Source organism: Terrabacter sp. R4-6 (assembly GCF_057529065.1).
Genome location: NZ_CP197224.1, coordinates 2,909,696 through 2,922,541, shown reverse-complemented (window position 1 = coordinate 2,922,541; position 12,846 = coordinate 2,909,696). Strand labels below are relative to the sequence as shown.

Genomic DNA, 12,846 nt, shown 5'->3' with positions numbered 1-12,846 from the left:
AGGGACGCGGCTGCAACACCTCGTCGTCGACGTTCACGGTCCAGACCATCACCACCGACACCTCCGGCGCGGTGACGCGGTTCGCGGCCACCTTCGAGCAGCACTGCGACGACCAGACGCCGGCGGCCCGCGGCCAGATCGACGTCGGTCTGGCCCCTGCGGCGCCGCCGCTGCAGCTCACCCTCGCCAACACCGGCGCCACGCTCACCCAGGAGGGCGGTGTCATCGTCACCGGCACGCTGACGTGCTCCTCCGACGCACCGACCGTCGTCAGCGGGATCGTCTCGCAGACCGTCCGCAAGACGACCGTCGCCGGCTCCGGCTCGGTCTACGTCGACTGCTGGGTGGGGCGGACCTACACGTGGAACTTCGCCACCTACCTCGGCGCCGAGCAGTTCCAGGCCGGCAGCGTCACGGTGAGCACGACGGCGACGGCCAACGACGCCTTCACCGGTCAGCAGGTCCAGGCGACCGACGCGGACGCGTTCCGCCTCCGCAGGCCGCGCGCCTGAGTCACGCCCCGCCGTCGTCCACCTGCCCGTCCTTCGGGCCGGGGAGGTGGACACCGCGGTGGATCTCGTAGACGCGGGCCTGGCCCGGTGAGTCAGGGTCGTCGACGATCGGCTGGTCGGACATGAACTGCCGGATGACGTTGGCCAGCTCACCCGGGTGGCTGAAGTTGATGGCGTGGGCGGCGCCGTGGATGACGACGAGCAGGACCGAGTTGTCGATCTGGCCGGCCACCTCCTTGACCCGCGGCGGCGCGGGCATGAGCGGGTCGGCGCTCCCGAGCACGACGAGGGTCGGGATGTGCAGCTCCAGCAGGCGGTCGAGGGCCGGGTAGCGGGTCAGCGCGCGGAACATGCGCAGCGTGCTCGGCACCCCGAACCTCAGGTAGTCCGGCACCGCCACCTGCATGAGACCCAACGGCTCGCGTATGCCGTCCCGCGCGAGCTGTTGCAACGCCCGGCGCAGCGGCTGGTTGTGGAGACCCCCCGCGGGTGCGACGAGCACGGCCCGCTCGAGGCGTTCGGGGTAGAGGTGGGCGAACTCGCAGATGACGGCACAGCCCATCGAGTTGCCGACGAGCGTCACCTTCTCGATGCCGCGGTCGTCGAGGAACGCCGCTGCCGCCTCGGCGAGCTCGGGCACGTCGAGCGGCTGACGGGGCCGTCCGCTGCGCCCGAAGCCGGGGAGGTCGGGCACGAGCGTCCGGAACTCGCCCGCGAGCAGCTCGGCCGTCGGGAGCAGGTAGCGGCCCGAGAGCCCGAACCCGTGCAGGTGCATCATCGGTGCCGCGTCCGGCGGTCCCGACGACTCGCGGTAGAAGACCTTGACGCCGTCGTTCGACGTCCATCGCTCGGCCAGCCCCGGTGTGGTCACCACGTCACGCCTCCCCGCGCCCGGACCCGCGCGCGGAGCCGGTCACCTCGGTGTCGGGCTCCATGGCGCCGTCCTCGCCGTCCTCGTCGTCCTCGCCGTCCCCGTCGTCCTCGTCTCCCTCGGGCGGCCCGTCGTCGCCCGGGGCCCGACGCGGGATGCGCCCGGTGAAGAAGAGGGCACCCGCCGTCAGCAGGGCGGTCACCCCAAAGGCCTCCTGGAGCGCGTCCAGACGAGCGCTCGCGTTGACCTCGAGGATCGCGGCGGCCTGCGCCTCGTCGACCCCGGCCTGCTCGAGGGCCGCCGTCAGCTGCTTGTCGGAGATGAACGGCACCCCGCCGGCGAGCTGGGTCGTGGCCTGGGACTTCACCTCGGTCGGGACGTCCGGGTTGGTCTGGACGCCGGCGATGACCGAGGTCGTCAGCGTCGCGAGCAGCACCGACCCCACGAGGGCGGTGCCCAGGGACGCACCGAGGTTCGTGCCGGTGTTCTGGAGTCCGCCGACCTCGGCGCTCTCCGAGTCGGGCACCGACGAGACGGTGACGCTGCCGAGCTGCGACGACAGGGCACCGAGGCCCAGCCCGATGAGGAGCATCGGGATGGCGACGACCCCGGCGTTGGCGCCGGGGTCCATCCCGCCGACGAGCACGAGGACCCCGGCGAGCACCGACAACAGGCCGACGCGCACGACGCGTCGGGGGTTGGCCCTGGGCCAGATCTTGGGGATGCCCGCTGCCGACACGAGCAGCGCGAACGAGAGCGGCAGGATGCGCAGCCCCGTCTGCAGCGCGTCCAGCTCGAGCACCACCGAGAGGAAGAGCGGCACGGCGAAGAAGATGCCGGCCTGGACGAGGTACTGCGAGAAGAACATCGTCAGCCCACCGACGAGGCCACGGTTGCGCAGCAGCACGGGCCGCAGGAGGGGTTCGGAGCCGATCCGCACGAGGTGGTTCTCCCACCGCATGAAGCCGAAGACCACGAGCATGCCGAGGACGATGAGCCAGATCGACGGCGACGCCCCGAGGACCTCGGGAGCGCCGGGCTTGGACGCGACCCAGCCCCAGTCGCTCGTGCGCAGCACGCCGTAGACGATCGATCCCAGCCCGACCACGGACAGCAGCGACCCGACGTAGTCGATCCTGGCCGGCGTCGCCGGCACGTCGGCCATCTTGCGCAGGAAGACGAGGATGACGAGGACGATGACGACCTCACCGGCGAACACGTAGCGCCACGACGCGAAGGTGGTCACGGCGCCACCGATGAGCGGCCCGGCGGCGACGGCCATGGCGCCCGCGGCGGCCACGAGACCGTAGGCGGCGGCCCGTCGCTCGGCGGGGAAGTTGGCGGCGACGAGCGCCACGATCGCGGGCATGATGAGCGACGCGCCGAGTCCCTCGAGCAGCGACCAGCCGAAGAGCAGCACCGGCAGGTTCGGCGCGAGCGCCGTCGTCAGCGACCCTGCCGCGTAGATGACGAGGCCGATGCCGAACGCGCGCCGCCGGCCGATGATCGTGCCGATCTTGCCGCCGGTGATCATCATCGTGGCCATGACGAGCGTGTAGAGCGTGATGGCGGTCTGGATGCCGCTGATCGTCGTGCCGAGGTCGCTCGCGACGACGGCCATCGAGACGTTCATGACCGAGCTGTCCAGCGTCATGACGAACTGCCCGGACGCCAGGAGCCCGAGAACCATGCCGGCACCGGTCCGGGCGGGTGAGGTCGACACGGGAACAGCGTCCGCCCACACCGGGTCCGTCCGCGTCACCCCCACAGGATGAACGCGGGCCACCGAGGGCCCGGTGAGCCGTGCCGGGGCAGCACGCCCCCTCGGCCGGAGCCGGCCGGCGCGTGGCGTCCTGTCTCATTCCACTTCTCGTTCCGCGTCTCATTCCGCGCGAGTGACGACGTCCGTGGCGTGGCGCCCGAGGCTGGCCGCGTGGACCAGGCCGGTGCGGACCCGTTCGGCGTCACGGTGAGGATCGCGGCGCTGCTCCTGCGCTCGAGCGGCGAGGGCGTCGTCATGCTCGAGCGTGCAGTGGGCCGTGTCTCCCGCGCGTTCGGCGTGGACGTCGAGATGCTCGTGCTCCCCGAGCAGGTGCTGCTCACGGACGTCGGCACGGGCGACTCCGCCCGCGTCGCGGTCGTGAGGTCCACGCCCGGCCTGTCACGACTGGACCAGGTCGTGGAGCTCGAGGCCCTCGTCTCGGACGTCGAGCAGGGCCTGACGCTCCCCGAGGCCTCCCGCCGTCTCGACACGGTCGAGCGCAGCGCACCTCGGTGGCCGTGGTGGCTGCGGGTCGTCGGCGTCGTGCTCTTCACGGTCGGCTTCGCACCCAGCGTCGTGGCCACCACGGGTGAGGTCGCGGCGACCGTCGTCCTGGGCACCGTCATGGGGGTGCTGCTCGTGTCACTGGAAGGGCGTCGCCTCGAGGCGCTGACCCCCTTCATCGGCGCCTTCGTCCTGACGCTGATCGCCGCGCTCCTGCTGACCGGCCTCGCGACGAGGACCGGGGTCGTGCTCGTCGTCGTCCCGGCGCTCTTCATCGTCGTCCCGGGCGACTACCTCTCGGCTGCCGCCGCGGAGCTCATCGCCGGCCGCATCACGTCCGGCGCCACGCGGCTCGTCTACGCCGCGCTCGTCCTCGCCCTGATCGTCGTCGGCATCGCAGCGGCCGCCGAGATCACGGGCAACGACCGTCTCCTGACGGAGACCCCGGTCGAGCCCACCCTCCCGTTCATCGCCGTCGTGCTGGCGTGGGTGCCGTTCTCGGTGGGTCTCGTCCTCGCGTTCAACGCCCCGCTCGCGGCCCTGCCGTGGCTCGTCCCGACCGTCATCGGCACCTTCCTCGTCCAGCAGGGCGCCACGCGGCTCGTGGGTGACATCACCGGCACCCTCCTGGCCGGCATCGCCCTCGGCGCCTTCGCGGGGATCGCCTCCAGGCCGCCGGGTCGCCCGCCGCGGCTCGTGCTCCTCCTCGGCGGGTTCTTCGTCCTCACGGTCGGGGGCCTGGGCCTGCGCGGCGCCACGGCCCTCCTCGGCGACGACATCATCTCCGGGTTCGCGGACCTCCGAGACTTCCTCGTCCAGATGCCCTCCGTCGCGATCGCGCTCGCCATCGGCGTGCTCGCGACCGAGCGCCTCCCCTCGACCACCGGCCGTGCTCACCCGTCCGCCGCGCCGACGGCCCGCGGCTGACTCGGGTCGGTCGGGAGACCGCCTGGTCGGCCGAGCACGACGCGACCGGGTCGGGGCGGACACGACAAAGGGCCCCGATCCGCATTGCTGCGGGTCAGGGCCCAAGGTTCTGTCTCAACACAGAGTGCACCCGTAGGGATTCGAACCCCAAACCTTCTGATCCGTAGTCAGATGCTCTATCCGTTGAGCTACGGGTGCGTCGTTCCGTCACTCGGAGGAACGAAAAGTTACCTTAGCGCCTCGGGTCCGCATCCACGAAATCGGCCCCGGCCCGAGCCTGCGGGAGCGGCCGGACAGCCCGCCCGCACCCGGCCCGCACCGGCGCGCAGGGCGCAGCGGACGGCATACGTCCGCGGCTCCGGAGGAGGCCGCGACGACACCTGGCCCGGTACTGGGGAGTACTGAAATTCCTGCAAGAAACCGACAGCGGGTCGTCGTATTTCTTGCGGCACCGAGGTCATGTGAGGCGTCTCACCGCTCCGGCGCCCGCATGCGGTCAACGGTGGCCACGGCGGCGCGTACCTTGAAGTCATCACGTCATCTGTTCAGCATGTGGACACCTGCGGCCCGATCCGGGCTCGCCCAGGATCCACCTGCGGAGCAGCTTCACACCGGCACGACGTGGTGCCGGGCGGCACCGCGCGCGAAGGGATGGGCCCCGAGTTGACCACGACCCACGAGAAACAGACACACACGACGCACGCGGGACTTGCCGCGTGGGTCGAGCAGGTCGCCGAGCTGACGCAGCCCCGCGACATCCGCTGGATCACCGGCTCCGCCGAGGAGTGGACCGAGCTGACCGACCAGCTCGTCGAGGCCGGCACGTTCGTGCGGCTCAACGAGAGCAAGAAGCCGAACTCCTTCTACTGCGCCTCCGACCCCAGTGACGTCGCGCGCGTCGAGGGGCAGACCTACATCTGCTCCGTCGACGAGAAGGACTCCGGGCCCACCAACAACTGGATGGCGCCCGACGAGATGAAGGCTCGGATGACCGAGCTGTACCGCGGCAGCATGCAGGGCCGCACCATGTACGTCATCCCGTTCGTCATGGGTCACCTCGACGCCAAGGTCCCGATGTTCGGTGTCGAGATCACCGACTCCGCCTACGTCGTCGTCTCGATGCTCGTCATGGCCCGCTGCGGCGACAAGGTGCTCCACAAGATCGAGGAGACGAACGCCGACTACGTGCCGGCGCTCCACTCGGTCGGTGCCCCGCTCGCCGAGGGCCAGGCCGACGTGAAGTGGCCGTGCTCCGACACGAAGTACATCGTCCACTTCCCCGAGGAGCGCACGATCTGGAGCTACGGCTCCGGCTACGGCGGCAACGCCCTCCTCGGCAAGAAGTGCTACTCGCTGCGCATCGCCTCCGCGATCGCCCGCGACGAGGGCTGGATGGCCGAGCACATGCTCATCCTCAAGCTCACCTCGCCCAAGGGGTCCGTCCACTACATCGCGGCCGCCTTCCCGTCCGCCTGTGGCAAGACGAACCTCGCGATGATCACACCCACCGTTCCCGGCTGGAAGGCCGAGATGGTCGGCGACGACATCGCCTGGATGCGCTTCGGTGAGGACGGCCGCCTCTACGCCGTGAACCCGGAGTTCGGGCTCTTCGGCGTCGCCCCCGGCACGGGCGAGTCGACCAACCCCAACGCGATGGCCACCATCGAGAAGGGCAACTCGGTCTTCACCAACGTCGCCCTGACCGACGACGGCGACGTGTGGTGGGAGGGCATGACCGACGAGCCGCCGGCACACCTCACCGACTGGCACGGCAACAGCTGGACGCCCGAGGACGGCAAGGCGGGGACGCTCTCGAGCCACCCCAACAGCCGCTTCTGCACCCCGGCGTCGCAGTGCCCGATGATCGCCCCGGAGTACGACAACCCCGACGGCGTCCCGATCGACGCGATCCTCTTCGGCGGCCGCCGCAAGACGACCGTGCCGCTCGTCTACGAGTCGCGCGACTGGCAGCACGGCACCTTCATCGGCGCGACGCTCTCCTCGGAGACCACCGCTGCCGCGACCGGCGCCGTCGGCGTCGTGCGCCGCGACCCGATGGCGATGCTCCCCTTCATCGGCTACCACGCCGGCGACTACATGAACCACTGGCTCGAGATCGGCAAGAGCGCGGACGCCTCCAAGCTCCCCCGCATCTTCGGCGTCAACTGGTTCCGTCGCGACGAGGAGGACGGCTCCTTCCTCTGGCCCGGGTTCGGCGAGAACAGCCGGGTCCTCAAGTGGGTCATCGAGCGCCTCGAGGGCGACGCCGATGCCGTGGAGACCCCGATCGGGTTCGTGCCGACCGAGGGCGCCATCGACATCGACGGGCTCGACATGACGCCCGAGCAGGTCGCCAAGGCCGTCAAGGTCAACGCGGCCGACTGGGAGAAGGAGCTGCCCCTCATCAAGGAGTGGTTCGACACGTTCGGCGACCAGCTCCCCGCGGAGCTGTGGTCCGAGTTCGACGCCCTCAAGGCCCGCGTCAGCGAGCGCTGAGAGGTCGGTCCACCGCCTGCTGGCCGGCGGGCGGCGGACGACGTGATGCAGGGCCCGGCACCTCACGGTGCCGGGCCCTCCGTCATGCCGGGGGTCCCTGACGTCGTGGAGCCCACCCGGCACCGAGGGTGTATGCCGTGTCGCCGAGCACGCGGCATACGGCCCCCTGTCGTCAGGTGGCCTTCGTGGGGTACTGGTTGGCCATGAGCGACTCACACCCCTACACCCGCGACGAGACCGAGGCCGAGCGGATCGATCGCAACTTCGGTGAGCAGCTGCAGGAGCTGCGCATCGCCCAGGCCGGCGTCCAGATCCTCTTCGCCTTCCTGCTGACCATCCCGTTCCAGCAGCGCTTCACGACCCTGAGCGACCTGCAGCGGGGCATCTACGTCTTCACCCTCATGGCCGCCGCCGTGAGCGTCATCGTCTTCACGGCTCCCGTCGCGCTGCACCGCACCCTCTTCCGCGACGGGCTCAAGGACTTCATCGTCACCTACACCGACCGCCTCATGAGCGTGGGCCTGTTCACGCTCGGGCTCGGCATCATCGGGGGCGTCGTGCTCGTGCTCGACGTGCTGATGTCGCACACGGCCGCGTTCTGGTTCGGCGGCGCGCTGGGCGTGCTCGGGCTGGCCCTGTGGGTCGGCGTGCCGCTCTCGAAGAAGGGCAGCGCGCGCGAGCACCTGAAGGGCGAGGACGGCGCGGGCACGGACGGGAGCCCCTCCTCCTCCTGAACCGTCGAGAGGCCACGTTCTGCCGCCTCCCAACCGTCGAGAGGCCACGTTCTGTGGACACGCTCGGGGCGGAGGCGGCGGGACGCCGTCGCGGCTCCTCCCACATCCCACGCGTTCGACAACGAAGAAGGACCCCCGACGACAAGCGTGTCGGGGGTCCTTCTTCGTTGGCGGAGGCGGCGGGATTTGAACCCGCGAGAGGTTTTATCCTCAACCCGCTTAGCAGGCGGGCGCACTAGGCCACTATGCGACGCCTCCGTGCCCGCGACGAGGCCGCCGAGGCGACGTCGGATGCACGGGCGAGCACAGGCTACCGGCACGGGTGGGCCCGACCCAAACCGGGGGTGGACGCCGCCGGGCGCCTTACCCAACTCGATGCGGCACATATCAGGTTGGCAGGGCACAATGTGCATCGGCTCGTGCGCACGGGCCGATGCAGAGAGGACTCCATGACCTACCCGAACACGCGAGGTCCGGCTGCGCCCCCGACCCGCGAGGCGCTGCGACGCGAGCTCAAGTCAGGCTTCCGTCGCGCCGTCGGGCTCACCGCCCTCGGCACCGTCGTCCCCGGAGCAGGCCTGACCCAGACCCGCAGCCGCACGTTCGGCTGGCTGCTGCTCGTGCTGGCCGTCGTCAGCCTCGGCGTCGGCGCGTACTACGTGATGCGAAGCGGTGTGACGAACGCCGCGCTGTCGATCGTCGCGCGCCCCACGGTGCTCCAGACGCTCGCCGTCGTGTTCGTCATCGGCGGCGTCCTCTGGTGCGGCTCGATCATCCTCACTGCCGTCCAGTCGCGCCCGACGCGGCTCGACCGCGCCCGCACGCGCCTCCTCGCCGGTTTCACCACCCTGATGGTCTTCCTCGTCGCCGGCTCGTCGTTCAAGTTCGCCGAGTACGCCACGATCACGCAGAGCACCGTGGCGCAGGTCTTCGGCAAGACCCCCACGACCCCCGGAGCCGGCGCCCAGGTCTCCGAGGGCGAGGACCCGTGGGCCGACCAGGCCCGCGTCAACATCCTGCTGCTCGGCTCCGACGCCGGCGCCGACCGCATCGGCATCCGCACCGACTCGATGATCCTCGCGAGCGTCGACACCAAGACCGGGCGCACGGCTCTCATCTCGATGCCCCGCAACCTGCTCAAGGCGCCCCTCGCGCCGAAGAGCCCGCTGCGCGCCATCTACCCGTCGGGCCAGTTCGGCTCGCCCGACAGCGCCTGCGACCAGGGCGCCGGCCAGTGCATGCTGACCAACCTCTACGTCGACGCCGAGAACTACGCGAAGGCCCACCCGGGCGCCTACCCGGCCGGCGAGCAGCCGGGCCGCGTCGAGCTGCGCGGAGCCGTCCAGGAGATCACCGGGCTCGAGGTCGACCAGATGGTCGTCATCGACCTCAAGGGCTTCTCGCGCCTCATCGACGCCATGGGCGGACTCGACATCAACGTCAAGCTGAGCGGCTACGGCACGAAGCTGACGATCGGCGGCGAGCACGCCGCTGACGGCAGCATCTTCGGCGTCAAGGGCTACTTCGAGCCCGGACGCCAGCACCTCGACGGCTACCACTCCCTCTGGTACGCCCGCACCCGCGCCGCCGACAGCGACACCTTCCGCCAGATGCGCCAGCGCTGTGTCGTCCAGGCAATCGTCCAGCAGGTCAACCCGGCCCAGATGGTCACGAAGTACCCCGAGGTCGCGAGCATCCTCAAGGACAACATCTACACCGACATCCCGGTGCAGAACCTCCCGGCCTTCGTCGAGCTCGTCGAGCGCGTGCAGAAGTCGAAGATCACGAGCGTGGCCCTGACGCAGAAGCAGAAGGTCTACTCCAACGACCCCGACTACGACCTCATCCGCGAGCTCGTCCAGAAGGGCATCGCGCCGCCGAAGCCGGCCACGCCCAAGCCCTCCTCGACGTCGACGAGCACGCCGACGAAGACGAAGACCCCGACGACGTCGAGCACCGAGTCCTACGAGACCTGCTGACCCGCGGGACCGCCGACCCACAACAAAGCCCCCGGCCGATGGCCGGGGGCTTTGTCACAAACGACTGAGGTTGGTGTCGCTCGTTGCTGTTGCTCGAGTGATCAGAGCGGACGAACTGCGTCGGCCTGCGGGCCCTTGGGACCCTGCGTGACCTCGAACTCGACTCGCTGCGCCTCGTCCAGCGAACGGTAACCGTTCGACTGAATGGCCGAGTAGTGGACGAAAACGTCGGGGCCGCCGCCGTCCTGGGCGATGAAGCCGAAGCCCTTTTCAGCGTTGAACCACTTGACGGTGCCCTGTGCCATACGGGTAACTCTTCCTTCTTTAGCGTGTGGGACAACGCACCTCGCGCATCCCAAGCTGCCGCTTTGACTCCACTCGACGGGCGCGAACCCACCGATGCCGAAAAGAAATCCCGTCACCGTTGCGGATGACGGGCACCTGCTCGACTACGAGGAACTGCAACTGCAACCGCGACGAACCTAGCAGAATACCGGCCGTTCGGCCCGTCGGACGGGACCAGATTTTGTGCGTTCAGGAACCGTTCGTCGCGCCGTCACGCGGCGTGCCGCGGAGCGCAAGCCGTGGGGGTCGGTCGCCACGGATCGTGGCCACCATGTCGACGACGCGACGGGTCGCCCTGACGTCGTGCGCGCGGAAGACCGTGGCCCCGAGCCAGGCCGCGACCGCCGTGGCCGCGAGCGAGCCCTCGAGGCGCTCCTCGGCCGGCAGGTCGAGCGACTCCCCGACGAAGTCCTTGCGCGACATCGCTTGCAGCACAGGGTAGTTCAGGTCTGCGATGTCAGCCGTGTGCCGCAGCACCTCGAGCGAGTGGGCGGTGGTCTTGCCGAAGTCGAGCGTCGGGTCGACGAGGATACGCTCACGAGGTATGCCGGCCCGCTCGGCCGCGCGGGCACCGTCGGCCAGGGTGCGCACGACGTCCCGCACGACGTCGAGGGGGTCGTCGCCGTAGGTGACGTCGACCGGATCCGTCCGGGGCGGAAGGCCGCCGGTATGTGAGATGACGTAGCCGGCGCCGATGTCCGACGCGACGTGGACGAGGTCCCGGTCGTGCCCGGCCCACGTGTCGTTGACGAGGTCGACGACGCCGGCCGCCTCGCGGGCCACCTCCGACCTCCACGTGTCGAGGCTCAGGAGGACCTCCGGGTGCACGGTCCGTGCCCACTGCAGGAACGGCACGACGCGCCGGATCTCCTCGTCGGCGTCGACCACCTCGCCCTCCTGCCCGGCGCGCACACCACCGACGTCGACGAGGTCGGCGCCGCGCTCGACCGCCTCTTCGAGGGCCGCCTTCGCGGACTCGAGGTCGGCGTGGCGGTTGCCGCTGAAGAAGGAGTCAGGGGTCCGGTTGACGATGGCCATGACGGCAGGCGACGCGGCGTCGAAGCGCCGGCCCCGTAGGACGAGAGGACTCGCGGACGGGAGCTGGAGCGGGGCCAGCCGGCTCAGGATCTCGGCAGTGTCGGGCGCGGGATCCGAGCCGGAATGTCTGGTCACACTGTCGTATCTCATGGGGTCGCGCAAAGGTCAACGAGTGTCGAGAGCATGGTTGCGGAACTGTTACCATTGTGGAGCAGACATCGCCCACGGCCCGGCCACGCTCCCGGCCGGGTCGCGGGTGGTCTGCCGGTCCTGATCGTCCCGCAATGACGGTCGACCAACCGGGTTCGCGACGACGCGTCAGCGGGCCCAGTCACCAAGGAAACTGAATACAGAGATGTCGTACATCGTGTCGTTCTTCGCGGCCATGAACCGTCCGTCCACGTCCATGCCGGTCGGTCAGTACAACTCCAGCACGACGTTCGAGGAGAGGCTCGGCCTGCTCTGAGAGCGCGTGCAACCGCTGGGCTCACCGTCGAGGCCAGTGCATGAGAACAAAAGGGACTCCGGATCTCCGGAGGCCCTTTTTTCATGCCCGGATCCGGTCAGGGCCCAGCAGTCCCCTTCATCCGTCGTCCTGCCGCCGAGAGCTCTCGGCGGTCGCAGGCTCCCGACGGAGCTCTTCGGCGGAGGGCGTGGGATTCGAACCCACGATGGGCTGTGAACCCATAGCGGTTTTCAAGACCGCCGCACTCGGCCACTATGCGAGCCCTCCAGTGTCCGCGGAAGTCTAGCCGCGGCCTCCCCACCCGTCCGAATCATCCCGGCGACGGCTTTCGCGCGTCGTGATGCGCGGCATGGTGCTGCCTCTGGTGGGGTCCTCACGCCGCCGGACGCGGGACCATGTGCAGCACCAGTCGGCAGCCCTCACCGAGCGGATGGGTCAGATGTACATCGCCGGGTCGAGCCACTGGTTGGTGGCGTCGCGCTTCGGGAACCGGATGACCGCCGGGATGCCCGTCGCCACGGCCCCCGCGGGGACGTCCTTGACGACGACGGAGTTCGCGCCGATCTGGACGTCGTCACCGACGCGGATCGGCCCGAGGACGCGAGCGCCGGCGCCGATCGTCACGCGGTTGCCGACCGTCGGGTGACGCTTGACGTGCTCCATGGACCGGCCGCCGAGGGTGACGCCGTGGTAGATCATGACGTCGTCGCCCACCTCGGCGGTCTCGCCGATGACGACGCCCATGCCGTGGTCGATGAAGAAGCGCCGCCCGAGCCGGGCCGCCGGGTGGATCTCGACGCCCGTGATCGAGCGCGCCACCGTCGCGAGCACCCGCGCCGGAAGCCGCCCACCCGGGCGCTTCCACAGCTCGTGCAGCCCGCGGTGCGCCCAGATGGCGTGCAGGCCGGGCGACGTCAGGACCATCTCGAGGCGCGAGCCGGCCGCGGGGTCGCGCTCGATCGCGCCGTCGACGTCCTCGAGGACGCGGTCGGTGAGCTTCCGCACGCGGCCGAGCGGGCCGGCATACGACCGCTCGCCCGGGACGACGGCGGCTGCGTGGGAGGTCGCAGTCGCCGCCGGCTCCCCGGTCACCCCGACCGCCTGGGCCGCGCCATCACCGCGCACGAGCGTCAGCGGCTTCTCGGCCGGCCTGGGCTCGTGGTCGATCTGTGGTGCGGTGCTCATGCACGACTCCTCGGTGGCGGTGCGGGT

Annotated in this window: 10 protein-coding genes and 3 tRNA genes; 5 read left to right on the top strand and 8 right to left on the bottom strand. The window is 70.1% G+C overall.

The features are described from left to right. Positions 1-71 precede the first annotated feature (71 nt). A complete protein-coding gene (locus ACSSS0_RS13685; protein ID WP_487228412.1) occupies positions 72-512 on the top strand; it encodes a hypothetical protein in 441 nt (146 codons plus the stop codon). Between the two features lies 1 nt (position 513). Here the strand turns inward: ACSSS0_RS13685 and ACSSS0_RS13680 are convergent, their stop codons facing one another. Then, the gene (locus ACSSS0_RS13680) at positions 514-1,386 is read right to left on the bottom strand and encodes an alpha/beta fold hydrolase (protein ID WP_487228411.1); all 873 of its coding nucleotides are present in this window, start codon (positions 1,384-1,386) and stop codon (positions 514-516) included. Position 1,387: 1 nt separating this feature from the next. Continuing rightward, complete coding sequence (locus ACSSS0_RS13675) at positions 1,388-3,106, bottom strand: MFS transporter (RefSeq protein ID WP_487228410.1); 1,719 nt, start codon at positions 3,104-3,106, stop codon at positions 1,388-1,390. Positions 3,107-3,316: 210 nt separating this feature from the next. Between ACSSS0_RS13675 and ACSSS0_RS13670 the strand changes: the two genes are divergently transcribed. After that, positions 3,317-4,576, top strand: coding sequence for a threonine/serine exporter family protein (locus tag ACSSS0_RS13670; protein ID WP_487228409.1), 1,260 nt, complete (start codon positions 3,317-3,319; stop codon positions 4,574-4,576). Positions 4,577-4,701: 125 nt separating this feature from the next. Here ACSSS0_RS13670 and ACSSS0_RS13665 read toward each other — a convergent pair. Beyond that, positions 4,702-4,774 (bottom strand) — tRNA-Arg (locus ACSSS0_RS13665). 453 nt (positions 4,775-5,227) lie between these two features. Here ACSSS0_RS13665 and ACSSS0_RS13660 point away from each other — a divergent pair. Beyond that, the gene (locus tag ACSSS0_RS13660) at positions 5,228-7,072 is read left to right on the top strand and encodes a phosphoenolpyruvate carboxykinase (GTP) (RefSeq protein WP_487228408.1); all 1,845 of its coding nucleotides are present in this window, start codon (positions 5,228-5,230) and stop codon (positions 7,070-7,072) included. A 203-nt stretch (positions 7,073-7,275) separates the two neighbouring features. After that, on the top strand, positions 7,276-7,806 hold the full coding sequence (locus tag ACSSS0_RS13655) for a DUF6328 family protein (protein ID WP_487228407.1): 531 nt from the start codon (positions 7,276-7,278) through the stop codon (positions 7,804-7,806). Positions 7,807-7,974: 168 nt separating this feature from the next. On the opposite strand, the gene ACSSS0_RS13650 is transcribed toward ACSSS0_RS13655, so the two are convergent. Further along, positions 7,975-8,064, bottom strand: a tRNA-Ser gene (locus ACSSS0_RS13650). Between the two features lie 191 nt (positions 8,065-8,255). Between ACSSS0_RS13650 and ACSSS0_RS13645 the strand changes: the two genes are divergently transcribed. Beyond that, a complete protein-coding gene (locus ACSSS0_RS13645) occupies positions 8,256-9,785 on the top strand; it encodes an LCP family protein (protein WP_487228406.1) in 1,530 nt (509 codons plus the stop codon). A gap of 101 nt (positions 9,786-9,886) precedes the next feature. Here the strand turns inward: ACSSS0_RS13645 and ACSSS0_RS13640 are convergent, their stop codons facing one another. The 4 genes from ACSSS0_RS13640 to cysE all read right to left on the bottom strand — a co-directional run bounded on the left by ACSSS0_RS13640 (position 9,887) and on the right by cysE (position 12,819). After that, a complete protein-coding gene (locus ACSSS0_RS13640; protein ID WP_013491183.1) occupies positions 9,887-10,090 on the bottom strand; it encodes a cold-shock protein in 204 nt (67 codons plus the stop codon). A 229-nt stretch (positions 10,091-10,319) separates the two neighbouring features. Further along, complete coding sequence (gene folP, locus ACSSS0_RS13635) at positions 10,320-11,168, bottom strand: dihydropteroate synthase (protein ID WP_487228405.1); 849 nt, start codon at positions 11,166-11,168, stop codon at positions 10,320-10,322. 645 nt (positions 11,169-11,813) lie between these two features. Beyond that, positions 11,814-11,901 (bottom strand) — tRNA-Ser (locus ACSSS0_RS13630). A gap of 168 nt (positions 11,902-12,069) precedes the next feature. Beyond that, positions 12,070-12,819, bottom strand: coding sequence for a serine O-acetyltransferase (gene cysE, locus ACSSS0_RS13625; RefSeq protein WP_487228404.1), 750 nt, complete (start codon positions 12,817-12,819; stop codon positions 12,070-12,072). Positions 12,820-12,846 lie beyond the last annotated feature (27 nt).

Coding starts and splice junctions, on each gene's coding strand:
- ACSSS0_RS13660 (WP_487228408.1), top strand. CDS start 5,228: ATGGGCCCCGAGTTGACCACGACCCACGAGAAACAGACACACACGACG.
- ACSSS0_RS13655 (WP_487228407.1), top strand. CDS start 7,276: ATGAGCGACTCACACCCCTACACCCGCGACGAGACCGAGGCCGAGCGG.
- ACSSS0_RS13645 (WP_487228406.1), top strand. CDS start 8,256: ATGACCTACCCGAACACGCGAGGTCCGGCTGCGCCCCCGACCCGCGAG.
- ACSSS0_RS13640 (WP_013491183.1), bottom strand. CDS start 10,090: ATGGCACAGGGCACCGTCAAGTGGTTCAACGCTGAAAAGGGCTTCGGC.
- folP (WP_487228405.1), bottom strand. CDS start 11,168: ATGGCCATCGTCAACCGGACCCCTGACTCCTTCTTCAGCGGCAACCGC.
- cysE (WP_487228404.1), bottom strand. CDS start 12,819: ATGAGCACCGCACCACAGATCGACCACGAGCCCAGGCCGGCCGAGAAG.